This window comes from Streptomyces sp. NPDC046900, assembly GCF_040644975.1.
GTDB lineage: Bacteria > Actinomycetota > Actinomycetes > Streptomycetales > Streptomycetaceae > Streptomyces.
The window spans coordinates 26,933-49,433 of sequence record NZ_JBEYXD010000057.1; the positions used below are offsets into that span (position 1 = coordinate 26,933).

Genomic DNA, 22,501 nt, shown 5'->3' on the forward strand with positions numbered 1-22,501 from the left:
GCCTCCCCGTTGCGTCCTCGTGCGCCGCGACACGTGCCGCGGCCCGCGGCGATGGCCGAAGGCCGGGTGTGCCAGCATGTGCCGGTGACCGAGCCACTGCCGCGATCTTCCGATGTCGCCCTGCTGGACGTCCACCGGCTCCGGTTCGTCGAAGCGGCCACACCGCTGCTGTCACCCGACGACCGTTCGGCCATGGACCGGGTGTGGGAGGAGGCGGTCCGGGCCAACCCGAGCCTCTTCGACGGGCCGGTGGCAGCGTGCGCGGGTGTCGAACGGGAGGGTCCGCACAGCCTGGTGGTCTCCTGGGCACGGACGACCTACCGGCACTACGCCCTGCGCCGGGTACCGGGTGCCGTCTCCTGGCTGCCGTCGCTGTTCGTCGCCGTCGTCCAGCCGACGGACGACGGGCGCCTGCTGGTGGCACGTATGTCGTCGTCCACGGCCGCGCCGGGCCGCTGGCAGCTGCCGGGCGGCTCCGTCGAACCGCCGGACGACCAGGAGCCCCTCGACCCCGGCACGCTGCGCCGGCACGCCGCGCGGGAGCTGGTCGAGGAGACCGGGCTCGACATGCCACCCGGGGAACTGACGCTGTGGCGCGTCACCCGCGGCCGCAACGGGAACATCGGCGCCCTGTTCACCGCTCCCCGCAAGCCGGCGTCGTTCCTGTACGAACGATTCGAAGCCCTGGTGCGCTCGGAGACGGCAGACGGCGTGCAGCCGGAACTGGACCGGATCGCGCTGATCCGCTCCCCCGGCGATCTGGCCGGACTCGACGGCCCGCACGTGGACTATCTGGAACCGGTCGTACGCCTCTACACCCGGGCGGTGCCGCAGCCATGACCTGCTGACTCTGCGGTGCGCCGCGAGGGTGGCGCCGGCGTACCGCCCCGATCGCCGTGAGGCCGTGACCGCGGTTACCGCAGCTGCTCGTACAGGGCCTCCAGCTCCCCGGACAGCGCCGACTTGACCTGCCGGGTGACGTCGTCGACCAGCACCTCGTGCGCACCGGACTCGATGCCGTCCAGGGCCGCTACGGCGACGTCGCGGGGGCTCGACTTGGGCGCGTCGATACCCGAGGTCATGTCGGTGTCGACGTAGGCCACGTGAAGCCCCGTGACGGTGATGCCGCGCGGCCGCAGGTGCAGGCGCAGGGAGTTGGTCTGCGACCACAGCGCGGCCTTGGAGGCGCTGTAGGGGGTGCCGTCGGCGAGCCAGGAGAGGGCGGAGTGCACGTTGAGGACGTGGCCGCCGCCGTTGCGCTCGATGACCGGCACGAAGGCACGCGCGACCTGCAGCGGACCGTAGAAGTTGATGTCCATGTCACGACGCACGTCGTTCATCGGCGAGTCGAGGTACGAAGCGTGGCTCGCGGTCCCGGCGTTGTTGATCAGGATCGTGACGTCCCCGGCCTGCTCGGCGGCGGCGGCGACGGAAGCAGGATCGCTCACCTCCAGTGCCACCGGGACGGCGTCGGGGTGCGTCACCGTGCGGGGGTCGCGGGCCGTCGCGTAGACCTTGCCCGCACCACGGGCGTACAGCTCCTCCACCAGTGCCTTGCCGATGCCCCGGTTGCCACCGGTGACGAGAACGGTGGCGTTTTTGATCGCGGTCATGATTGCCTCCACAGCAGGAAACCGATCGGTTTCCGCTTACCGTAAACCGATCGGTTTCCTCGTTCAAGTCGAGGCGCGTATTCAGTTTGTTTTTCCGACGCAGGGCGCGGGGCAGACGCGCCCGGCGCCCTGGCAAGGCGCTCAGCGCCCGGCCGGCGGCCTGTGGCTCAGCGCACGCCGGCCGCGTCGAGGAGGGTGGTGACGGTCGGGCCGACCAGGCCGGCCATGGACTCGACCCGGGCGCCGGCGCGGGCGCTCGCACCGTCGAAGACCAGGACCAGTTGCCTGGCCAGCAGATCGGGGTCGCTCGCCCCGCCCCGTTCGGCCTCACCGCGGAAGAAGGCGGTCAGATCCTGCTTGACCCGGCTCGCCACACGGCTCGCGGGATGGTCCGGGTCCTTGAGCTCGGTCAGCACGGCGAGGTAGGGGCAGCCCCGGTAGTCCGGGGCCACCGACTGCTCCTCCGTCCGCTCGAAGACGTGCAGGATGCGTTCGCGCGGCGACCGGCCGTCGTCGGCGTCCGGCAGCAACTCGGCCGCGTAGACGGGAGCCCGCTTGTCCAGACTCGCCGCCAGCAGTTCGTCCTTGCTCTCGAACAACTGGTACATCGAGCGTTTCGACACACCCGCCGTCCGGCACAGCGCTTCGACGCCCACGCCGACACCCTCGAGGTAGGCGAGTCTGGCCGCCGCATCCAGCAGCCGGTCACGGGAACTCTGTTTCGCGTCCGTGGTCATGTACCAGAGGTTAGACCCGTTTCCGCCCCATGGAAACCGATCAGTTTACCTGATGACGGTCCGTGCGGGTCAGCAGATCCTCGGCAACTGCTCGCCGATCGGCATGTCCACCACGCGGGTGCCGCCGAGGCCGGTGCGGGCCACGACCATACCCGGATGGGTCGCCACCGCCTCGCCGACGATCCGGGACTCCCTGCCCAGGGGGTGCGCGCGCATGGCGTCCAGGACCGCGTCCGCGTGCTCGCGCGGGACGAACGCCACCAGTTTCCCCTCGTTGGCCACATACATGGGGTCCAGGCCCAGCACGGCGCAGGCGTTGGCCACGGGCTCCGGGACCGGGACCTCGCGTTCCGTGATCACGACCCCGGTGCCCGAGGCGGCCGCGATCTCGTTCAGCGCCGCTCCGAGGCCGCCCCGGGTGGGATCGCGCAGGACGTGCAGGTCCGGGGTGACGGCGAGCATGGTGTCGACCAGTCCGACCAGGGCCGCGCAGTCGCTCTCGATCTCCACGCCGAATTCGAGGCCCTCCCGCACGCTCATGACCGCCACGCCGTGCACACCGATCGGGCCGCTCACGATCACCACATCACCCGGGACCACTCGCTGCGGCCGCAGGTCGACCCCTTCCGGGATCAGGCCGATACCGGCGGTGTTGATGAACACGCCGTCGCAGTGGCCGGCCTCCACCACCTTGGTGTCGCCCGTCGCCACCTCGACTCCGGCGGCCCGTGCCGCCCTGCCGAGGGCGTCGGCGACGCGGGCGACCGTCTCCGTCTCGACTCCCTCCTCCAGAATGAATCCGCAGGACAGGTACGCCGCGCGGGCCCCGCTCATGGCGAGGTCGTTGACGGTGCCGTTGACGGCGAGATCGCCGATGCTGCCCCCGGGGAAGAACAGCGGGCGTACGACGAACGAGTCGGTGGAGAAGGCCAGTCGGACACCGCCCAGCGACAGGGCGGCGGCGTCGCCCAACTGGGCGAGGGCGTCCGAGCCGTAGGCGGGTGCGAAGACGTGCTGGACCAGCTCGGCCGAGAGCGCCCCGCCCCCGCCGTGGCCCATCACGATGCGGGACTGGTCGCGCAGTGGAGCAGGGCAGGTCCAGGTCGCGGCGTCCACGGCCGGCGTGCCGAGGTCGAGGGTGTCAGACAACGGAGGTCGCCTCCCGGGGCTTGGGGGTGGTGTCCAGGCGCCGGTAGAGGTAGTACGCGGCGCAGGCGCCCTCGCTGGAGACCATGGTGGCTCCGAGCGGGGTACGGGGTGTGCACACGGTGCCGAACGCCTCGCACTCGTGCGGTTTGATCAGGCCCTGCAGAACCTCGCCGCTGCGGCACGCGGCGGGCTCCCGGGTCTGGATGTCCTCGACCGAGAAACGGTGCTCGGCGTCGTATTCGCGGTACTCGGCGGAGAGCCGCCAGCCGCTGGCGGGGATCACGCCGATACCGCGCCAGGCGCGGTCGGTGACCTCGAAGACGTCCTCCAGCATGGCCTTCGCCGCCGGGTTCCCCTCGGGCCGGACGGCGCGCGGGTAGGCGTTGTCGACGGTGTGTTCGCCACGCTCCAGCTGTGCCACGGTCCGGCGTACGCCTTCGAGGATGTCCAGCGGTTCGAACCCGGTCACGACGATCGGGACGCGGTGGCGGGCTGCCAGATCCGGGTACTCGTCGACCCCCATCACGCTGCACACGTGACCGGCGGCCAGGAAGCCCTGCACCCGGCAGCTCGGGGACTGCATGATCGCCTCGATGGCCGGAGGCACCCGGACATGGGAGACCAGCAGGCTGAAGTTCGGGATGCCCAGCTTGCGGGCCTGATACACCGTCATGGCGTTGGGCGGCGCGGTCGTCTCGAAGCCGATGCCGAAGAACACCACCTGCCGGTCGGGGTTCTGCTGCGCGATCTTCAGGGCGTCGAGCGGCGAGTAGACGACCCGGACGTCCCCTCCCTGGCCGCGTACCTGGAACAGGTCCCGACCCGTGCCGGGCACGCGGAGCATGTCGCCGAAGGAGCAGAAGACGACCTCGGGGCGGGAGGCGATCTCCAGCGCCTTGTCGATGACCTCGAGCGGGGTCACGCACACGGGACAGCCGGGACCGTGGATGAGCTCGATCTGGTCGGGCAGGAGCTGATCGATGCCGTGCCGGATGATCGAGTGGGTCTGTCCGCCGCAGACCTCCATCAGCGCCCAGGGTCTGGTCACCGTGGCGTGGATCTCGTCGAGGAGCCGGCGAGCCAGTTCCGGGTCCTGGAATTCGTCGATGTACTTCACTTCCGCGCCTCCTCGCGCGCAGGCGGAAGAGCCCCGCCGGCTTCCGCGGCCATTTCCCAGGGGTCGCCGAACTCCTCCTGCAGCATGCCGAGGTTTTCGAACAGTTCGAGCGTCCTCTTCGCCGACTCCTCGTCGAGGCGCTGCAGGGCGAAGCCGACGTGGACGATGGCGTACTCCCCGACCTGGAGGTCGGGCAGGTACTCCAGGCACACCTCCTTGACCACACCGCCGAAGTCGACGGCGGCCATCCGGGTGCCGTCCCGCTCCTGGATGTCCAGCACTTTGCCGGGTACCGCCAGGCACATGGGCCTCTCCTCGCTGTGGGGGGTACGTGGCCCGGCGGCTGCCGGGACCGTCGGATCAGTCGGAGGTGTCGGGGCGGCGGGCGGCCACCATGAGCTGGCCGAGGGCCAGACCGCCGTCGCCCGGGGGAACGAGGTGGTGGCGCAGCACCGTGAAGCCGTCCGCGGCCAGGACCTCGGCACAGGCCGAGGAGAGCAGGGAGTTGAGGAACACGCCGCCGGTCAGAGCGACCGTGTCCACCGCGTGCCGCTCCCGCGCCAGCACGCACACGCGGTGCACGAGGCCGGTGACGGCCCGGTGGAAGCGGGCCGCGATCAGGACGGGAGGCACACCTGCGCGCAGATCGCCGACGACGGCCGCGAGAACGGGGGCCGGATCCGCCCGCACCGGCCCGGCGCCCGTCTCCGGGTCCCCGACGCCGAACGTGTAGGCGGAGGTGTCTCCGACGGGCGCGCACAGTGCGGCGGCCTCCAGCTCGACGGCGGCCTGAGCCTCGTACCCCGCCCGGTGGCAGACGCCCGCGAGGGACGACACCGCGTCGAAGAGCCGGCCCATGCTGGAGGTGGGAGCGCAGTTGAGGTTCCGCTCCAACTGCCTTTCCAGTACCCGGCGTTCGCCCGGCGGGCAGGCGGCCACGCAGGCCAGCTCGCCGGACCATGCGATCCCGGCCGTGCGCAGGTGCGCGAGCGCCATCCGGTACGGTCGGTGCACCGCGGCATCGCCGCCGGGCAGTGGCACATAGGCGAGGTGCCCGAACCGGGTGAACCCGTCGTAGTCCGCGATCAGGAACTCGCCGCCCCACACGGCCCCGTCGTCGCCGTAGCCGGTGCCGTCGAACGCGACGCCGATCACCGGGCGGCTGCCGTCGAGCCCGTTCTCGGCCATCGCGGCGGCGACATGCGCGTGATGGTGCTGTACACGGACCACGGGGCGGCCGGCCGCGTGGCGTTCGGCCCACCGGCCGGAGCGGTAGCCCGGATGCCGGTCGGCCGCCAGCAGTCCGGGCCGCACCGGGGTGATCGACTCCAGTTGTGCCACGGCACGCTCGAAGGCCCGCTGGGTGGCGAGATCGTCCATGTCGCCGATGTGCGCGGACAGCCAGGCCTGCCGGCCCTCACCGAGGCAGAAGGCGTTCTTGAGGTCTCCGCCGACGGCGAGTCCGGGGCGAACGGGCACCGGGAGCGTCAGCGGCAGGGGCGCGTACCCGCGGGCACGGCGCACGACCAGCGGCAGGCCGTCGCACACGCGCACCACGGAGTCGTCGCAGGGCACATGGATCGGCCGGTCGTGCGTGAGCCAGGCGTCGGCCAGGTGCGCCAGCCGTTCGAGCGCCTCCCCGTCGTCGGTGACGATCGGTTCGCCCGACACATTGCCGCTGGTCATGACGAGCAGTCGAGGACCCGCGGGGTCGCCGGGAAGCCCGAACAGCAGGCGGTGCACCGGCGTGTACGGCAGCATGACGCCGAGGTCGGGGCTGCCGGGCGCCACGGTCCGGGCCGGGCGCGGGGCATCCGCTGCGGGAGTGCCGCCGATGCGTCGGCGCAGTAGTACGACGGGTCTCACGGCTCCGTCGAGCAGGTCGCGCTCCTCGGGGGAGATCCGGACCAGGTGCTCGATGTCGTCGACTCCACCGGCCATGATCGCGAACGGTTTGCCGCCGCGGGCCTTGCGGCGGCGCAGCCTGGCGACCACCTCGGAATCGGTGGCGTCGCAGGCCAGGTGATATCCGCCGAGGCCCTTGACCGCGAGGATCGCGCCGCTCGCCAGAAGCCTGCGCGCCTCGGCCACCGGGTCCGCCGCGGCTGACGGAACCGGTGTGCCCGCGCCGTCCTGCGGGTGGACGAGCAGGCGGAGCCGGGGTCCGCAGTGCGGGCAGGCCACCGGCTGGGCATGGAAACGGCGGTCGGCCGGATCGGCGTACTCCCGGGCGCAGTCGGAACACATCGGGAAGTCCGCCATCGTGGTGTGCGGCCGGTCGTAGGGCAGGCCCGTGACGATCGTGAACCGTGGGCCGCAGTGGGTGCAGTTGACGAACGGATGGCGGTGGCGCCGGTCCGCGGGGTCGGCCAGTTCGCGCAGGCACGCGGCGCACGTGGCGGTGTCCGGCGGGATCAGGGTTCCGGCGGGCCCGTCCGTACGGGAGGCGAGGATGGCGAACGCGGTGTCGCCGGTGACGGGCACCTCTTCGTGTTCGACGCGGTCCACGCGGGCCAGCGGCGGTGCCTCGCGGGCGATGCGGTCAAAGAACCCGGCGATGGCCTCGGGTGCTCCCTCGATCTCCACGACGACGCCCTGCGGGGTGTTGGTCACATGCCCGTACAGGCCGAGTCCGGTGGCGAGCGTGTAGACGTAGGGCCGGAAGCCGACGCCTTGCACCACGCCGCGCACGGTCACCCTTCGGCGCAGCGACGTGGGGACGGCGACGGCCGCCGGGGGCACACCGCTCACGAGCGCGACGGTGCCATGACCCCGGAGCCGTCCGTGTGGTCATGGGTCCGGTCATGAGCGTGGTCGTGACCGTCGCCGTGGGGCTGACGGGCCATGACGGGCATGTGCGGGGGCGCGCCGTCGGCGGCCGCCAGCGCCCGGTCGAGCAGGGCGCCGAGGCCGAACTCCCGGCGGGCCGAGGTCAGCAGCACCTCCACCCCGGGGTTGACCCGTTCGACGTTCGCGCGGAACGCGGCCTCGTCGAACGCCGCCGCCTCGGCGAGGTCGGTCTTCGTGACCACCACCAGGTGGGCGAGGCCGAAGGCGGTCGGGTACTTGAGCGGCTTGTCCTCGCCCTCGGTCACGGAGGCGAGCACGACCCGCAGCGTCTCCCCCAGGTCGTAGGAGGCGGGGCAGACGAGGTTGCCGACGTTCTCCACGAACAGCAGCCGGGTCGCGTCCGGCAGCCAGCCCGCCACGTGGCGGGCGAGCATCCCGGCCTCCAGGTGGCACAGCCCGTCGGTGAGGACCTGCTTGACCGGGACGCCCGAACGCGCCAGGCGCGCCGCGTCGTTCTCGGTGGCGAGGTCGGCGGTGAGCGCCGCCACCGGTACGGACCGCTCGCGGGCCAGCACAAGTTCGCGTTCCAGCAGCGCTGTCTTGCCGCTCCCCGGGCTCGACAGCAGGTTGACGACGGTGGTGCCGCGAGCCGTCAGTTCGGCGCGAAGGGTGTCCGCGGCCCGGTCGTTCTTGGCGAGTACGGCCTGCTTCAGGTTCACCACACGGCACATGGTTCAGCGCTCCTCGGGGATCGGTTCGGGGGTGGGCGCGGTTGCCCGTCCGTCCTCCCACTGCACGCCGACGATCTGCAGCTCGCGGCCCGACAGCAGGTCGGTGGTCCCCCCGTCGCACAGCGGGCAGCTCAGCAGGGGTGGCATACCGACGGCCCATTCGTGTGCGCAGGGTGTGCAGCGGGCCCGTCCGGGCACCGTGTCCGTGACCAGCTCGGCGCCCTCCAGCACGGTTCCCGCGCAGGCCAGTTCGAAGCAGAAGGAGAGGGCATCGGGGACGACGCCGGCCAGTTCGCCGACCTGGAGCCGCACCGAGAGCACCGCCGTGACGCCACCGGCCCGCTCCGCCGCCTCTTCCACCTGGCCGATCACCGCCATCGCGATGGACATCTCGTGCATGCGTCTCCGTCCCGGCCAAGACCGGTCCCCGCCCCGTGGGACAGGGCGTGCGTACGCGGCCCGCCGGTGTCCATTAGAGGTGAGCCGCCATGGAGCACGAGACCGGCACGCCGTCACCCCCCGGCCGCGTACACCGTTCGCCGCAGTGGACCGTCCGGCGGCGCCGGGCCCGTTACGCGAGGCGCCGGAGGCCGGGGGCGGCGGCGCTCCTCACTGCGCGGCGTCGCCGACGAGGCTCTGCGGCGCCGTCCGGCCGTCGTCCTGGTTCCGCAGCAACTCCTCGATCAGCCGGACCGCCTGGGGTACGGCTGCGGACACCGGCGCGGAGAGGCCGATGCGCTCTTCCACCGAGGCGGGTTCGCAGCCCACGACGAGTGTGCGCCGCGGCGGACGTGCCCCGGTTCCGGCGCAGAGTGTGCCGAGCAGCGCGAGTACGGCGTCGGGGGCCATCCGGTGGCCGTCGAGCGGTACGCCCTCCGCGTCCTGGCCCGCGCCGTCGTGCTCGATGACGTACAGCGTCCCGGGCTCGCCGCCGCGCTCGGTGGCATCCACCAGGATCAGCGTGCCGTAGCCGTCGAGGACCTGGTACGCGAGGTGCACACCCCTCACCCCGATGTCCACGACCTCGACCGCGTCGGGCAGATCGCGCCCGGCCAGCGCGCGCACGGTCTCCACGCCGAAGCCGTCGTCCCCGAGGAAGATGTTGCCGATGCCTGCGACGAGGACCCTGCCGTCGTCCGGGGGAAGGCTCATGCGTCGTCCTCCAGTGGGGTGACCTCGTCGGGCCGGAAGTACAGGAAGGTTCCCTGTACGCGGCGGATGTCGGCGCCGGGGTCGTCCTCCACCGTCACCGCCAGGTACACCGTGTCGTCCACGTCGTTCAGCACGGCCTCGACCCTCGCGGTGCGCCCCCGCAGGAAGAGGTCCTGTGCGTCGGTGCGCCGCATCCCCGGCTTCAGGCGCACCCGGCTCCCGACGCCAACCGAGCGGCCCTCCACGACGATCCGGTCGGACACCGGGGTTGCCTCGGTCGCGGTCACCGGATCCCGCCACTCGGGGGGCGCCGAGCCCGCCGGGCCGCGGATCGCATCGGCCTCGGGGGTGTGGACGACGGGGGGAGCACCGGGGCCCTCGGGCGCGGGGACCGGGTAGTCCTCCAGGATGACCGGCGAGGACAGCACCACGTCCGCGCGGCCTCGTTCGCCCGCGAGGACGGGCCAGGTGTGCAGATTGCGGCAGGACGCGGCCGCGCCCTTGGCCCACTCAGGGGGATCGGTCATCGAAAGGAACGACCCGGCGCTCAGCCCCATCAGCAGATGGGTGGCCACCAGGCAGTGCGGGAGTGCCGCGTCCCGGTCCGCGGGCCGTTCCTCCGCGGGTGTCCAGCCGCTCGTGTTCTCCACGACGGCGGTCAGCCGCATGAGCCGGAACGGCCCCTCGAGTCTGCGGGCCGACAGCCGAAGTACGCCGCTGATCTCCTCGTGGCGGTGGATCAGACGGCCGGCGACGCGGCCGTCCCCGTCCAGGACCGCTTCGCTCTCCTCGCTCGCGGGGCAGCCGAAGGGGATGGCGATCCCGTCGCCGCCGGCGAGTTCCGCCACCGTGAGGAGGGCCTCGACGTGCTCTTCGGTTCCCTCGTCCAGGGGGACCAACATCTCATCGGGGAAGGCGAGTTCGGGTACGGTCTCGAACTCGCCGTCCGGGCGGGCGCGCTGGACGGTGCGCCGCCGGGCGCGGAGGAAGCGCAGTTCGACCGCCAGGCAGGCATCCGTCCCGGGTTCCATCAGGCATTCGGTGTACTGGAAGTCGTACTCCTCGTCGACGGCGTCCCAGGCGGGCGGGACGAGCACACCGAACGGCCGGCGCAGCCGGCTCCTGCCGGCGGTGGCGCGGTGCGGGTGGAGGGGGCAGCCCTCGAAGAGGACGGCGTCGGCCACCCGCCGGGCGAGGGCGAGGCGCGCCTCGGTCTCGGGGGCGAACGAGGTGACGCTCACGGCGCGGTCCTTCCGGTGGTCGGGTTTCCGCTGCCGACCGGATCCGCCCCGGTCCGGCCGCCCGTGGCGAGGGCGATGTGCGGGGGCGTGCACAGGGGCTTCTCCTTGCGTACGAAGGCGCGCCTCAGTGCGTGGTAGGGAGCATCCGGGTCGTGGAAGATGCGGTGCATCTCGGCCAGCTCGCGGGCCCGGAAGGCGGACAGCGGCTCGATGGTCTCCTGGCGTTCCAGGTCCGCCTTCTTCGACGCGAGGCGTGAGCGGGTTCCCGGCAGCGACGCCAGCCGTGCCGCCAGCCTGCCTGCCTCCGCCGCGAAGTCCTGCGGCCCGCACTCGACCACCCGGTCGACAAGTCCGAGGCGGCGGGCGCTGACGGCGCTCATCGGAAGGGCCTCGTGCATCAGCCGGTCGGCCGCCGCGGCACCCACCCGGTGCGGCAGCGTGTACGTCCAGTACTCCGATCCGTACAGGCCCATCAGCCGGTAGTGCGGGTTCAGTACGCAGCCGGCGCGGCACCACACCTCGTCGGCCGCCAGGGCGAGCATCACGCCACCGGCCGCGGCGTTGCCGGCGAGCGCCGCGACCACCAGCCGGTCGGTGGTCCTCAGGACTGCTTCGACCAGGTCGTCCATGGCGTTGATGTTCGCCCAGGACTCCGCCGCGGGGTCCTCGGCGGCCTCGATGACGCCCAGGTGGATCCCGTTGGAGAAGAAGTCCCGCCGGCCGCCCAGCACGAGCACCGAGGTGGGACGCGCACAGGCCTCGCGGTAGGCGTCCAGCAGGCGCCGGCACTGAGAGGTGTTCATCGCGCCGCTCGGGAAGGAGAACGAGAGGCAACCCACGCTCCCCTCCTCGCGGTACCGGATGTCCGTCCAGGTGCGCAGGCCCGGACCGGCCAGTGCGGGCAGCCGCGGCAACGCGGGCAGCAGGTCGCCCAGGGCCTGTACGGCCGGGAGTTTGACCGTGGCCGGATGCCCGGGACGCCGTCGGCGGCGCAGCTCGGGGATCCATACGGCGCCGTCCTTCGTCGCCCGGCAGATCGCCCCGGCCCGGGTGGCCAGCAACTCCCCCGGCGTGCCGCGCAGGACGTCCTCTGGGTGGCCGCCGTGCAGGTACCACTCCTCGCCCAGCAGCGTGTCCAGCACGCCCGGCCGGGAGTCGGCGGCGCGCAGTCTGCACAGGACGGTCGCGGTCGGGTCCGTGTTCCAGTCGATCGTCCGGACGCTCTGGTCGAGGTACGGACGGGTCCGCGCCGCTTCCTGCCGGAGGGGGCGGTAGCCGGAGGCGAACCGCTCCACGGCGAGCAGCACGGCGGCCAGCGCCGCGTCGGCGATCTCGTTGCGGTACAGGTCGCTCTTGGCCAGCGGTGGGAGAGGACACGCGACGGACGCCCACACGGCGCCGGCGTCCATCACCTCCTCGGCCTGCAGGACCGTCACCCCCCACTGCTCGGCGCCCTCCTGGATCGCCCAGTCGAGGGAGGACGGTCCGCGGTCGCCCACGGGACCCGGGTGGACGACGAAGCAGGGGCGGGTCGTCCACACCTGCCGGGGGATGGCCGTCCTCAGCATCGGCGCGATGACGAGCTCCGGCGCGTGCCGGGATGCGGCGTTTGTCAACGAGTCGGCGGACAGGGCGAGTTCCACCGCCACGGTGTGGCCGCGGTCCCGCAGTTCGGCATGGACGCGCTGGGTGAGACTGTTGAACGCGCTGGCCACGAGCAGGATGTGCACGGTGGGCTCCCGGCGGACTCCCGGCGGACGACGTGCGGGCAGATTAGCCCCGCCGAGTGTGATCGTGAGGCACGTCCGTCCGTCTGCTCCGAAGACAAGCCGCCGGGTCACTCGAACGCGGGCGCCGGAGGGCTGCTCGGGCGCGAGACCGTGCCGGGGCACGGCTGTTGTGCTCCGGGAGCCCGACCGCCGCCGCCCGCCGCGCTGCGTTCCGCGAGGGCTCCCGCCCCGTTTCCGGCCGCTGGGCGGGCACCACCGTGTGTGACGCCCCTCGCCTCTTGGGGCGCGGCGGTGTAGACATGGCACATGGTCCGGCTCCTGCGTCGAACCGGCACCCGGTCGACCCGCCCAAGCGGCCCGCGCGCGCCACGTGCTCACCGCTTTCGCCGAGCGCCCGCGAGTGAGGGACGGCAGGCTGAGCACCACCGCCAGGAGGAGCGTGCGCCGGACGCGGGGCCCCCCACGCCGGGTCCGCTCGCGGGGATCTGGTCGGCGCTGACCGGGCGCAGTGTCGCCGGGCAGGTCTTCGTCCTGCAAGTGGTCATCGTGCTGCTGCTGGTCTTGTCGGCGGTGGTCGCGCTGCTGCTGCAGGTGCGGCACGACACCACTCAGGAGGCCCGCCACCGCTCCCTCGCCGTCGCCGAGGCGTTCGCCAACGCGCCGGGCACACGTGACGCGCTGAGCAGCCCGGACCCGACCGCGGTGCTGCAGCCGCGGGCCGAGGCGGCACGCAAGGAGGCGAAGGTCGACTTCGTCGTCGTGATGAATACCGATGGCATCCGCTACACCCATCCCAAACCGGACCGCATCGGCAAGAAGTTCGTCGGGACCATCGAACCCGCGCTGGCGGGTGGCACCGTGATCGAGGAGATCAACGGGACCCTCGGCCGGCTGGTGCAGGCCGTGGTGCCCGTCAAGGCGCCCGATGGCAAGGTCGTGGGCCTGGTGTCGGCCGGTATCACCACGGAGCACGTGGGCGGTGCGGCGGATCGGCAACTGCCGCTCGTGCTGGCGGCGGCGGCCGCGGGGCTGCTCCTCGCGACGGCGGGGACCGCGCTTGTCAGCAGGCGGCTGCTGCGCCAGACCCACGGCCTGGGACCGCGCGAGATGACCCGGATGTACGAACACCACGACGCCGTGCTGCACTCCGTCCGGGAGGGAGTGATCATCGTCGGCGGCGACGGACGTCTGCTGCTCGCCAACGACGAGGCCCAGCGGCTGCTCGACCTGCCGTCGGACGCGGAGCGGCGGCATGTGAGCGAGCTCGGGCTTCCGCCCGACACCGCCGCCCTGCTCGCGTCGGGGCGGATCGCCACGGACGAGGTCCACCTGGTCGAGGACCGGCTGCTGGCCGTCAACCAGCGGCCCACGGATCTGGAGGGAGGCCCGGCCGGTCATGTCGCGACCCTCCGTGACTCGACCGAGCTGCGCGCCCTCTCCGGCAAGGCCGAGGAGGCACGCGAGCGCCTCACGCTGCTCTACGACGCCGGTGTGGGTGTCGGTACCAGCCTGGACGTGACGCGTACCGCGCAGGAGCTGGCGCGGCTGGCCGTCCCCCGGTTCGCGGACTTCGCCACCGTGGACCTGTTCGAGGAGGTGCTGCACGGACAGGAGCCGGAGGCGGGCAACGAACTGCGGCGTACCGCGTTCAGCGGGATCCGCGAGGACCCTCCCCTGTACCCGGTGGGCGACCGGATCCGCTTCGTCGCGACCACTCCGCAGGCGCACAGCCTGGGCAGGGGCCGGGCCGCCCTGGAACCCCGCCTCGGCGAGGCCCCCGGCTGGCTCGCCCAGGACTTCGAGCGCACCGCGCAGGTGGTGGAGTACGGAATCCACTCGCTGATCACCGTTCCGGTGCGGGCGGGAGGCGTGGTGCTCGGAGCGGCCAACTTCTGGCGCTCGCAGAAGCCCGAGCCCTTCGACGAGGAGGAGCTGGCCCTCGCGGAGGAACTGGTGGCCCGTGCCGCGGTGTCCATCGACAACGCGCGCCGCTACACCCGGGAGCACGGCATGGCGGTGACCCTGCAGCGCAGTCTGCTGCCGCGGAAGCTGCCGGAGCAGGACGCCCTGGACATCGCCTCCCGCTACCTCCCGGCGCAGGCCGGGGTGGGTGGGGACTGGTTCGACGTGCTGCCGCTGTCGGGCGCCCGCGTGGCGCTGGTCGTCGGCGACGTCGTGGGGCACGGCCTGCACGCGGCGGCCACGATGGGACGGCTGCGCACGGCGGTCCACAACTTCTCCGCGCTCGATCTGCCGCCCGACGAACTCCTCGGCCTGCTCGACGAACTGGTGGGCCGTATCGACCAGGACGAGGCGACCGAGGGCGGCAGTGCCCCCGTCACGGGCGCGACCTGTCTGTACGCGATCTACGATCCGGCCTCCCGGCGCTGCGCCGTCGCCCGGGCCGGTCACCCGCCGCCGGCCCTGATCCGGCCCGACGGCCGCGTCGAGTTCCTGGACGTGCCCGCCGGTCCCCCGCTCGGCCTCGGTGGGCTTCCGTTCGAGACGGCGGAGCTGGAGTTGGCGGAGGGCAGCCGTCTCGTCCTCTACACGGACGGGCTCGTCGAGGACCGCGAGCACGACATCGACGCCGGGCTCGAGCTCCTGCGCACCGCGCTGGCGGAGGCCGGGCCGTCGCCCGAGGACACCTGCCGGGCGGTGCTGGACGCCCGGCTGCCGCACCGGCCGAGCGACGACATCGCCCTGCTCGTCGCCCGCACCCGGACCCTCACGGCCGGCCATGTCGCCCAGTGGGAGGTGCCGATGGACCCGGCGGCCGTCGCCGAGGTACGCGCGGCGGTGACACGGCAGCTGGCGCAATGGGGGCTGGAGGAGCTGACGTTCACGACCGAGCTGATTCTCAGCGAACTGGTCACCAACGCCATCCGCTACGGCAGTTCTCCCATCCACGTCCGCGTGCTGCGCGACCGCAGTCTGATCTGCGAGGTCTTCGACGCCGTCAGCACCTCGCCGCATCTGCGGCACGCGACGATGACGGACGAGGGTGGACGCGGACTCTTCCTCGTCGCGCAGCTCGCCGAGCGCTGGGGAACCCGCTATACGCCGACGGGCAAGGTCATCTGGGCCGAACAGCCGCTGTCCTGAGGCCTGTTCACGGGGGTGATCGCCGCCGAAAACTTGGCGCTTGACGGGTACCCAACACTCAGGGGATCTGATAGTAAACCTTCCTATCAGTGCAACTCACCACCCCCCGAACCCACTTGGAGTCCCCGTGGTACATCCGTTCCACGACACGCAGGGCGCCCGCGGCACCTCCCGACGCACCGTCCTCGCGCTGATCGGCGCCTCCCTGGCGGCAGTCCCGCTCCTCGACGCCACGAGCGTCTCGGCCACTCCGGCAGCCTCGAAGGCGACCGGACTCGACGACCCGGCGAAGAAGGAGATCGCCATGAAGCTGGTGTCGAGCGCGGAGAACTCCTCCCTCGACTGGAAGGCGCAGTACAAGTACATCGAGGACATCGGCGACGGACGCGGCTACACGGCCGGCATCATCGGATTCTGTTCCGGCACCGGCGACATGCTCGACCTCGTCCAGCTCTACACCGACCGCAAGCCCGGCAACGTCCTCGCCAAGTACCTTCCCGCACTGCGCGAGGTGAACGGCACCGACTCGCACGACGGACTCGACCCCAACTTCCCCAAGGACTGGCGCAAGGCGGCCCAGGACACGGCGTTCCAGCAGGCGCAGAACGACGAACGCGACCGGGTGTACTTCAACCCGGCCGTCCAGCAGGGCAAGGCCGACGGCCTCGGCGTCCTCGGGCAGTTCACGTACTACGACGCGATCGTGATGCACGGCGACGGGGACGACCCCACAAGCTTCCGCAACATCCGCAAGCGCGCCCTGCGCACGGCGAAGCCGCCGGCGCAGGGCGGCGGCGAGGTGGCGTACCTCAACGCCTTCCTCGACGCGCGGGTGTGGGCGATGAAGCAGGAGGAGGCGCACAGCGACACCAGCCGGGTCGACACCGAACAGCGTGTCTTCCTGCGCAAGGGCAATCTGAACCTCGACCCGCCGCTGGACTGGAAGGTGTACGGCGACAGTTATCACATCGGCTGACGGCCCGGCTCCCGCTCCACGAGTGAGACCTTCAACGGCCGGAACTCCACCCGGGTCCGGGCCCCGTCCCCGGCCCAGGTGACCTCGACGGCGTCGTCGGCGGCCAGCACACCGGCGACGACGTCGGCCAGGGGCGCGGGCCCGGGTTCGGCGGTGAGGACGGCCAGGCACACATGCACCGACGTGCCTCCGCCGGGCCCGGTGAGCCTTGGCACCCGGGCCCAGCGGGTCCAGGCCGTGCCCTGCGGCGCGCGGACCGTCTCAAGGCCGTCGTCCCAGCCGTACAGCCCGTGCAGCGCCGACACGACGGGCTCCTCAGGTCCGCTGGCCCATCCCGTCTGGGTGACACGGGCAGCCTCCGGCGCCCCGGCCACGCGGTGGATCCGTAGTTCGTACCGCCCCCGCACCACCGTGACGCTCTCCACGCGCAGGCCCGGCACCATCGGGGGCCCGGCGGCGAAGACGGGCCGGTGCCAGGACGCGGCCCAGCCCCAGCCGTCGCCGTGCTCGGCCCCCAGGGGACTGATACGGCGCCGTACGCTTCCGCGGCCGTTCACCACGACCGAGAAGCGGTTGTCCGCGACGTTCCCGGGGGCCGTGGGCCCGGTGCGTGTGGAGTACGCCTGGCGGCCGTAGTGCGGATCGTCCTCCGCCGCCGACTCGCCCTGGTGCGGACGTACGTCGTCGCTGCCGTGGTTGTGCAGTCGTACGATCCCGTCCGCCTGAGTCGACTGCACCAGCAACCCCGGTGCGGGCAGGGCCAGAACACGGTCGGCGGCCTCCACCGGCGCGGGCTCCTCGCGCGCCGTCCACAGTGGATCGCCGGCCGGCGCCAGCAGGGCCACGAACGCCTTGGACGCCCAGTAGGGGGACGCGGGACCGGAGTAGCTCTGCAACGTCGCCTCGTGCGGACCGTGCCAGCCGAGGCCGAGCAGCCCGTCCTCCGTGAGGCAGCCGCGGTCCAGGAAGTAGCGCAGACTGCCGCTGATCAGCCGTCGGGAGGTGCCGGGCGACAGCGGGGTGTGGCCGGTGACGGCGCCCAGGCCGACGGCCGCCGATGCGGCGAACCGGTAGGTCAGCGACCGGCCGAAGTACAGCGGCGCGCCGTCCGCGCCGAACATCGACGAGAAGCCGTCCAGGTGCGTGCGCAGCCGGGCGCCGTGAAGGGCGGACAGTTCCGCGTGCCCGCCGAGGTGGGCGTCGAGCACCGGATACAGGTGCAGGGCCCAGCCGTTGTAGTGGTCGAAGGCGCGTCCGTCCCCGTCCGCGTACCAGCCGTCGCCCCGGTACCAGCCCTCCAGCAGTTCCAGCGCGCGTTCCCGGGCGGCGGCGGTCTCCGCGTCGCCGCGGCCCACGGACTCCAGGAACCCGGCGACGGTGAACGGGAAGAGGTACCAGTTGTTCGGCGAGGGCGTGTGCCGCAGTGCTCCGCGCAGCCACTCCTCCGCCCGGTCCTGGACCCCGGGTGCGAGGTGCTTCCACAGCCAGGGCGCGGTCAGCCGCAGCCCGAGCGCGACGGACGCCGACTCCACCATCGGCTGGCCCTGGACGTCGTGACCGAGGATCAGGGGCCATGACTCGCCGTCGGCGCGGCCCGGGGTCCGCGTACCCGCGTCCAGACCGCGCGCATACCGCTCCAGCCAGCCGTGCGGGTCGCCGCCGCCAGCGCCGGCCACGCGGAACGCGGCGGCGAGGAAGGTGCGGGCGTAGCCCTCAAGACCGTCGGAGCGCACTCCCGAGCGAGAGGGCCGTCCGGGCAGGTCGAGCAGGGCACCGCCCGGTGTGCTCCAGCGCCACGCGGATGCCAGCAGCCCGTCGGCCACGGCCTCCCAGTGGGCTCGGAGGTAGCCGGTGTACGGGCTCGACTCGCGGTCTTCCGGGGGCAGTTCGAAGGGGGTGCTCATGCCTGGAACGCCAGCCTTTCGCGTCGTACGGGATGCAGGAAGCCCGCGCCCGACGCCCAGCGCGCGGTCTCGGCCAGGGCGAGCTCGGCGAGGCGGCGCCACTCGTTGCCCTGACTGCCTGCCAGATGCGGGGTGATGAGCACGTTGTCGCAGTCCCACAGCGGGTGCTCGGGTGGCAGTACCTCGGGATCGGTCACATCGAGGACGGCACGGATGCGGCCCGCGACGGCGGCGTCGGTCAACGCGTCCTGGTCGACGACGGCGCCCCGGGCGGTGTTGATCAGTACGGCGCCCGGGGGCATCGCCCCGATCAACTCGCGGCTGACCAGACCGCGGGTCGCGGGCAGCAGCGGGGTGTGCACGCTGACGGTGTCGCTGCGCGTGAACAGTTCGGGCAACCCGACCCGGGTCACGCCGAGTTCCGCCGCGTCCGCGTCGGTGACGTACGGGTCGTACAGGAGCACTTCGAGATCGTGCGGGCGCAGCAGCTCGATGACCCGGCGGCCGATGAGCGACGCCGACAGGATGCCCACGGTGCGGCGGAAGTTGCCGACGGCGCGGGGCGTGCGCAGCCAGGTGTCCCCGGAGCGGCGGACGCGGTGGTCGCGGGCTCGTTCCAGGACCTGCTTGCCGGTGAGCAGGATCATCGCGAGGGTGTACTCGGCGACCGGCACCGCGTTGGCCGAGGCGGCGGAGGACACCTCGATGCCGCGCTCCCAGCAGGCTTCGGTGATGTGCGAGCGCACGCTGCCCGCGGTGTGCACCACCGCACGCAGTCGGGGCGCAGCCGCCAGGGCGGCGGCGTCCAGCGGGGGGCAGCCCCAGCCGGTGACCAGGAAGTCGACCTCGGCGAGGACGGCCCGGGCCCGCGAGGTGGTGAGGTCGTCGAGGACGGGCGACGGGGCGAGGTCGCAGATCGCGGCCAGTGCGCCGAGCGACTCGGGATCCAGGACGGCCGCGGCGGCCTCCTGGGACATGGCGAGGGCGGCACGGGGGCGGAAGCCGGGACCCGGGGTCGAGAGAGTCATCGGGCTGGGGAACTCCTCACTCGCTGCGGACGTGCGGCGGGAGGAATCCTCTTGGCCCGGTGGGAAGCGGTCAAGGCACCGCTCGGGCCGGTCACCTCCTGGTGGCGGGCCAAGCAGGTCGGGTCCGCCCGTGCTTGCGCGGCGGCCTGCGTACAGACTGGTGGTGAACGAAGGAGCGCCATGGCGGCGGCTCGCGGTCCGATCCAGGAGGTCCCGGCAGCCGCCGCCCCGGGCGAGGGCGAGGAGCCGTTCGCGGCTGCCCGCACGTCAGTACCGGACGGGCCGGCCCAGCGCTGGTGGAGATGACCATGACCCGACCGGACGGCGGCCGGCCCATCGTGGTCGGCGTCGATCCCGACCCGGCGAGGCGCGCGGCTCTGGCCTGGGCGGCCGACGAGGCGGCGCGTCGCCGGGTGCCGCTGCGCCCGGTGCATGTCGACAGCGTGCCGACCACGGAGTTCCGCAGATGGGACATGCCGCACTCCTGGAGTGCGCGGGACCACACGCTGCACGACGCGGGAGAGCATCTCCTCGAGGCGGCGGTGGCGTTCGCCGAAGCCCGCCAGCCGCAGGTCGAGGTGGCCGGGCTGCTGGCCGAAGGGCACCCGGTGGAGATCCTGCGGGAGCAGGCCCACGAGGCCACGGCCCTCGTACTGGGGTCCCGGCATCCGAGCCGGATGACCGAGGTGTTCGGACCGACCTCGATCACTCTGCCCGTCATGGCCCATGCCCGCTGCCCGGTGGTCGTCGTGCCCGAGCCGGAACACCTCCCCGACCGGCCCGAGTACATCGTCGTCGGCGTGGACGGCAGCGCGCGCTCGGCCACCGCCGTCGCCTTCGCCTTCGAGGAGGCCGCCCTGCGGGGCGCGGTCCTGAGGGCGCTGTACGTGCGGCAGCCGGGGCTGCTCGGCGCACTCGACGACGACCAGGCGCTGCAGGAAGGCCGGCTTCTGCTCTCCCGCACCACCGCCGGCCGCGCCGAGGAGCACCCGGACGTGGAGCTGCACCTGGACGTGGTCAGCGGTCATCCGGCGAGGGTTCTGGCCGAGGAGTCCGCGCATGCGGCGGCCCTGGTGGTGGGGACCCGGGGCCACGGCGGCCTCGCCGGTCTGCTGCTGGGTTCGGTGAGCCAGGGCGTACTGCGCCATGCCGGATGCACTGTCATCGCCGTGCCCCACCCACTCGTCCCGGTCGAGGACGAGGGCGCCTGACGCAGCGGGGCCACGCGAAGCCGATCTGGGGGCGGCACACTCGGGGCAGCGCCACCGGGCTCGCGACCGGCCGGGGGCCGGGCCGCTGCGTAGGCTGGTGGCCATGGTGTCGTACACCAGGGAACGGCATGTCGTTCTGCCCTTGTTCAAGGCGCGGTGGCTGAGTCAGACCTTCGTCCACTGGCCCTACGACCCGCGGAGCGTGCAGGCGCTGCTGCCGCCGGGGCTGACCGTCGACACCTACGAGGACGCGGCGTGGGTGGGGTTCACGCCCTTCGTCATGTCGGCTCTGCGCCCCGGCGTTCTGCCACCGACTCCGTCGTCCTTCGCGGAGACCAATCTGCGCACCTTCGTGCACCGCCCCGACGGCCTCGACGGCTTGTGGTTCCTCTCCCTGGAGGTCGCCGTGCCGGCCATGCTGGCGGGGTGGCTGATCGGCGCGCCCTACCATCTGGGCGTGCTGCAGGTGCGGAAGGAGGGCGCCACGGTGCGCTATGCCGGAGTGCGCCGCGGGGGGTTCCCGTCCTATCGCCTCGCCGTCCGTCCGGGAGAACCGATCGACCCGGATCCGAGGGACGTCTGGCTGACCTCCCGCTGGCGGGCCTTCACCCGCACCGGCCGGGTGCTGTGGCAGACCTCCGTGGATCACGAGCCGTGGCCGCTGTGCCGTGTCGAGGCGGTGGAGCTGCGCCAGACGCTGACGGCGGCGGCCGGGCTTCCCGCGCCGGCCGGGCCCCCGGTGTTCCACTTCTCGCCACGGGTGAGCGCGGTGCGGTTCGCACTGCCGCATCCGGTCCGCAGCCACTGAGCGGCCGGGGTCGAACCCGCCCGGGACCTAGGGTGTGACCGGATCGAGCAGCTGGGGGCCGTTGTTGCGGACGTTGTTGACGGCCGTGGACACCGGGCGGGCGGCCAGCCGGCCGTCCGCGGGCGGGTGCAACACTCCGTGCAGCCGGGCCGGGTCCTGCTGCTCGGGGTCCAGCCAGGCGTCCTGCTGGTCGGGGGGCACGGCGAGGGGCATGCGCGGGTGGATGCGGCCCGCGGCGTCGGTGGCGTCCGTGGTGATGACCGTGCAGGTGGTCCACCAGGCCGCGGGGTCGTCGTCGTCGGCCACCGCCGGATCCCGCCAGAACTCGTACAACCCCGCCAGGGCCATCACCTGCCCGTCCTCGGGGCTGATGAAGTAGGGCTGCTTGTGCGCCTTCGCCGGGCCGGCCGCCGGGACCTGCTGCCACTCGTAGAACCCGTCGGCGGGCAGCAGACAGCGCCGTTTGAGGAAGGCCTGGCGGAAGGCCGGCTTCTCATGGACCGTCTCCACCCGGGCGTTGATCATCCTTGCGCCGGTCTTCGGGTCCTTCGCCCAGGACGGCACCAGCCCCCAGCGCAAAGGCCGCAACTGCCGCCGCACAGTGCCACCGCCGCGGGGCGCGCGCTCGAGCACCGCCCATACGTCGTCGGTCGGGGCGACGTTCCAGTTGGGCTCCAGGGCGTCCTGACGGTTCCAGTCGGTGACGTGGAAGAGCCGGGCCAGGTCCTCGGGGCTGCGGGTGGAGACATATCGACCGCACATGGGCTCACTGTGCCACGCGTCGTGACGAGGACTCCGGCGCCTGGGCGGGGGCGGTCACGAGCGGGCGAGGTCGCCCCCGGACGCGGACCCCCGACGCGCCCCCGGCGGGGTCACCGAGGCGAACGCCATCCGGAACAGGTCCCACGCACTCGCGTCACCGAACGCCGCGCCACCGGCCTGGGCCGCTCGCCCCCGGCGGTACGCCGACTCGGTGCCAACGGCACCGGGGCCGGACGGTTCGGCGCAGTCGACCGGGCTCGTCTCCACGGGCCTCCGCTCCTTTGGTACGCGCTCCGAAACGGCCGACGGCCCCCACGACGCGCGAGCGCGGTGCCGCCCGGCAGGGCCGCGACTCGCCGCAACGGCCCCGGCCCAGCGCCCGCAGCCTGCCACCCCCACGCGGGGCACATGTCCTCGTCCCTCATACGCGCCGCGACGGCCACGGCG

The 22,501-nt window shown here is 72.7% G+C and carries 20 protein-coding genes; 5 read left to right on the forward strand and 15 right to left on the reverse strand.

Features of this window, described 5'->3' with window-relative positions; all coding sequences use genetic code 11:
* Positions 1 to 84: 84 nt before the first annotated feature.
* Entirely contained in the window at positions 85 to 840 is a 756-nt protein-coding gene (locus tag ABZ904_RS35855) for an NUDIX domain-containing protein (RefSeq protein WP_360998438.1), read from the forward strand.
* A gap of 74 nt (positions 841 to 914) precedes the next feature.
* Here the strand turns inward: ABZ904_RS35855 and ABZ904_RS35860 are convergent, their stop codons facing one another.
* The 11 genes from ABZ904_RS35860 to ABZ904_RS35910 form a co-directional block, all read right to left on the reverse strand.
* The gene (locus ABZ904_RS35860; protein WP_359396132.1) at positions 915 to 1,613 is read right to left on the reverse strand and encodes an SDR family oxidoreductase; all 699 of its coding nucleotides are present in this window, start codon (positions 1,611 to 1,613) and stop codon (positions 915 to 917) included.
* A gap of 167 nt (positions 1,614 to 1,780) precedes the next feature.
* The gene (locus ABZ904_RS35865) at positions 1,781 to 2,350 is read right to left on the reverse strand and encodes a TetR/AcrR family transcriptional regulator (protein ID WP_361828169.1); all 570 of its coding nucleotides are present in this window, start codon (positions 2,348 to 2,350) and stop codon (positions 1,781 to 1,783) included.
* A gap of 69 nt (positions 2,351 to 2,419) precedes the next feature.
* The gene (gene hypE, locus ABZ904_RS35870) at positions 2,420 to 3,499 is read right to left on the reverse strand and encodes a hydrogenase expression/formation protein HypE (protein WP_359396129.1); all 1,080 of its coding nucleotides are present in this window, start codon (positions 3,497 to 3,499) and stop codon (positions 2,420 to 2,422) included.
* Positions 3,492 to 4,616, reverse strand: a complete 1,125-nt coding sequence (gene hypD / locus ABZ904_RS35875; RefSeq protein ID WP_359396127.1) for a hydrogenase formation protein HypD — start codon at positions 4,614 to 4,616, stop codon at positions 3,492 to 3,494. The genes hypE and hypD overlap by 8 nt, the downstream gene beginning before the upstream one ends.
* Positions 4,613 to 4,921 carry a HypC/HybG/HupF family hydrogenase formation chaperone gene (locus tag ABZ904_RS35880; protein WP_359396125.1) on the reverse strand — a complete coding sequence of 103 codons (309 nt, stop codon included), beginning with the start codon at positions 4,919 to 4,921 and terminating at the stop codon, positions 4,613 to 4,615. The genes hypD and ABZ904_RS35880 overlap by 4 nt, the downstream gene beginning before the upstream one ends.
* Before the next feature lie 55 nt (positions 4,922 to 4,976).
* Positions 4,977 to 7,367: a carbamoyltransferase HypF gene (gene hypF, locus ABZ904_RS35885; protein ID WP_359396123.1), complete on the reverse strand. Its 2,391-nt coding sequence runs from the start codon at positions 7,365 to 7,367 to the stop codon at positions 4,977 to 4,979.
* Positions 7,364 to 8,137, reverse strand: a complete 774-nt coding sequence (hypB, locus tag ABZ904_RS35890) for a hydrogenase nickel incorporation protein HypB (RefSeq protein WP_361828174.1) — start codon at positions 8,135 to 8,137, stop codon at positions 7,364 to 7,366. Before hypB ends, hypF begins: the two co-directional genes overlap by 4 nt.
* 3 nt (positions 8,138 to 8,140) lie before the next feature.
* The gene (locus ABZ904_RS35895) at positions 8,141 to 8,536 is read right to left on the reverse strand and encodes a hydrogenase maturation nickel metallochaperone HypA (protein ID WP_359396119.1); all 396 of its coding nucleotides are present in this window, start codon (positions 8,534 to 8,536) and stop codon (positions 8,141 to 8,143) included.
* Positions 8,537 to 8,746: 210 nt separating this feature from the next.
* Entirely contained in the window at positions 8,747 to 9,289 is a 543-nt protein-coding gene (locus ABZ904_RS35900; protein ID WP_361828177.1) for a hydrogenase maturation protease, read from the reverse strand.
* The gene (locus ABZ904_RS35905; protein ID WP_361828180.1) at positions 9,286 to 10,530 is read right to left on the reverse strand and encodes a hypothetical protein; all 1,245 of its coding nucleotides are present in this window, start codon (positions 10,528 to 10,530) and stop codon (positions 9,286 to 9,288) included. The genes ABZ904_RS35900 and ABZ904_RS35905 overlap by 4 nt, the downstream gene beginning before the upstream one ends.
* Positions 10,527 to 12,260, reverse strand: coding sequence for a hydrogenase maturation protein (locus ABZ904_RS35910; RefSeq protein ID WP_361828183.1), 1,734 nt, complete (start codon positions 12,258 to 12,260; stop codon positions 10,527 to 10,529). The genes ABZ904_RS35905 and ABZ904_RS35910 overlap by 4 nt, the downstream gene beginning before the upstream one ends.
* A 306-nt stretch (positions 12,261 to 12,566) precedes the next feature.
* Here ABZ904_RS35910 and ABZ904_RS35915 point away from each other — a divergent pair, with 306 nt between their 5' ends.
* Both ABZ904_RS35915 and ABZ904_RS35920 read left to right on the forward strand, forming a co-directional pair.
* The gene (locus ABZ904_RS35915) at positions 12,567 to 15,365 is read left to right on the forward strand and encodes a SpoIIE family protein phosphatase (protein ID WP_360998434.1); all 2,799 of its coding nucleotides are present in this window, start codon (positions 12,567 to 12,569) and stop codon (positions 15,363 to 15,365) included.
* Positions 15,366 to 15,492: 127 nt separating this feature from the next.
* Complete coding sequence (locus ABZ904_RS35920) at positions 15,493 to 16,341, forward strand: chitosanase (RefSeq protein WP_360998433.1); 849 nt, start codon at positions 15,493 to 15,495, stop codon at positions 16,339 to 16,341.
* On the opposite strand, the gene ABZ904_RS35925 is transcribed toward ABZ904_RS35920, so the two are convergent.
* Positions 16,329 to 18,245, reverse strand: coding sequence for a DUF2264 domain-containing protein (locus tag ABZ904_RS35925; protein WP_359396106.1), 1,917 nt, complete (start codon positions 18,243 to 18,245; stop codon positions 16,329 to 16,331). The two genes, ABZ904_RS35920 and ABZ904_RS35925, sit on opposite strands and share 13 nt — an antisense overlap.
* On the reverse strand, positions 18,242 to 19,273 hold the full coding sequence (locus ABZ904_RS35930) for a hydroxyacid dehydrogenase (RefSeq protein ID WP_360998432.1): 1,032 nt from the start codon (positions 19,271 to 19,273) through the stop codon (positions 18,242 to 18,244). The genes ABZ904_RS35925 and ABZ904_RS35930 overlap by 4 nt, the downstream gene beginning before the upstream one ends.
* Before the next feature lie 308 nt (positions 19,274 to 19,581).
* Between ABZ904_RS35930 and ABZ904_RS35935 the strand changes: the two genes are divergently transcribed.
* Both ABZ904_RS35935 and ABZ904_RS35940 read left to right on the forward strand, forming a co-directional pair.
* Positions 19,582 to 20,484: a universal stress protein gene (locus tag ABZ904_RS35935; protein WP_359396102.1), complete on the forward strand. Its 903-nt coding sequence runs from the start codon at positions 19,582 to 19,584 to the stop codon at positions 20,482 to 20,484.
* A 103-nt stretch (positions 20,485 to 20,587) separates the two neighbouring features.
* Complete coding sequence (locus tag ABZ904_RS35940; protein ID WP_359396099.1) at positions 20,588 to 21,292, forward strand: DUF2071 domain-containing protein; 705 nt, start codon at positions 20,588 to 20,590, stop codon at positions 21,290 to 21,292.
* Between the two features lie 27 nt (positions 21,293 to 21,319).
* On the opposite strand, the gene ABZ904_RS35945 is transcribed toward ABZ904_RS35940, so the two are convergent.
* A complete protein-coding gene (locus ABZ904_RS35945; RefSeq protein ID WP_359396097.1) occupies positions 21,320 to 22,054 on the reverse strand; it encodes an SOS response-associated peptidase in 735 nt (244 codons plus the stop codon).
* Between the two features lie 54 nt (positions 22,055 to 22,108).
* Complete coding sequence (locus ABZ904_RS35950; protein WP_359396095.1) at positions 22,109 to 22,321, reverse strand: hypothetical protein; 213 nt, start codon at positions 22,319 to 22,321, stop codon at positions 22,109 to 22,111.
* Between the last annotated feature and the right edge of the window lie 180 nt (positions 22,322 to 22,501).

What these genes read in the sequence shown, in the direction of transcription:
- ABZ904_RS35860 (WP_359396132.1), bottom strand. Translation starts at nt 1,613, where the DNA reads ATGACCGCGATCAAAAACGCCACCGTTCTCGTCACCGGTGGCAACCGG.
- ABZ904_RS35865 (WP_361828169.1), bottom strand. Translation starts at nt 2,350, where the DNA reads ATGACCACGGACGCGAAACAGAGTTCCCGTGACCGGCTGCTGGATGCG.
- ABZ904_RS35880 (WP_359396125.1), bottom strand. Translation starts at nt 4,921, where the DNA reads ATGTGCCTGGCGGTACCCGGCAAAGTGCTGGACATCCAGGAGCGGGAC.
- hypB (WP_361828174.1), bottom strand. Translation starts at nt 8,137, where the DNA reads ATGTGCCGTGTGGTGAACCTGAAGCAGGCCGTACTCGCCAAGAACGAC.
- ABZ904_RS35895 (WP_359396119.1), bottom strand. Translation starts at nt 8,536, where the DNA reads ATGCACGAGATGTCCATCGCGATGGCGGTGATCGGCCAGGTGGAAGAG.
- ABZ904_RS35900 (WP_361828177.1), bottom strand. Translation starts at nt 9,289, where the DNA reads ATGAGCCTTCCCCCGGACGACGGCAGGGTCCTCGTCGCAGGCATCGGC.
- ABZ904_RS35915 (WP_360998434.1), top strand. Translation starts at nt 12,567, where the DNA reads ATGGTCCGGCTCCTGCGTCGAACCGGCACCCGGTCGACCCGCCCAAGC.
- ABZ904_RS35925 (WP_359396106.1), bottom strand. Translation starts at nt 18,245, where the DNA reads ATGAGCACCCCCTTCGAACTGCCCCCGGAAGACCGCGAGTCGAGCCCG.
- ABZ904_RS35930 (WP_360998432.1), bottom strand. Translation starts at nt 19,273, where the DNA reads ATGACTCTCTCGACCCCGGGTCCCGGCTTCCGCCCCCGTGCCGCCCTC.
- ABZ904_RS35935 (WP_359396102.1), top strand. Translation starts at nt 19,582, where the DNA reads ATGACCCGACCGGACGGCGGCCGGCCCATCGTGGTCGGCGTCGATCCC.
- ABZ904_RS35940 (WP_359396099.1), top strand. Translation starts at nt 20,588, where the DNA reads ATGGTGTCGTACACCAGGGAACGGCATGTCGTTCTGCCCTTGTTCAAG.
- ABZ904_RS35945 (WP_359396097.1), bottom strand. Translation starts at nt 22,054, where the DNA reads ATGTGCGGTCGATATGTCTCCACCCGCAGCCCCGAGGACCTGGCCCGG.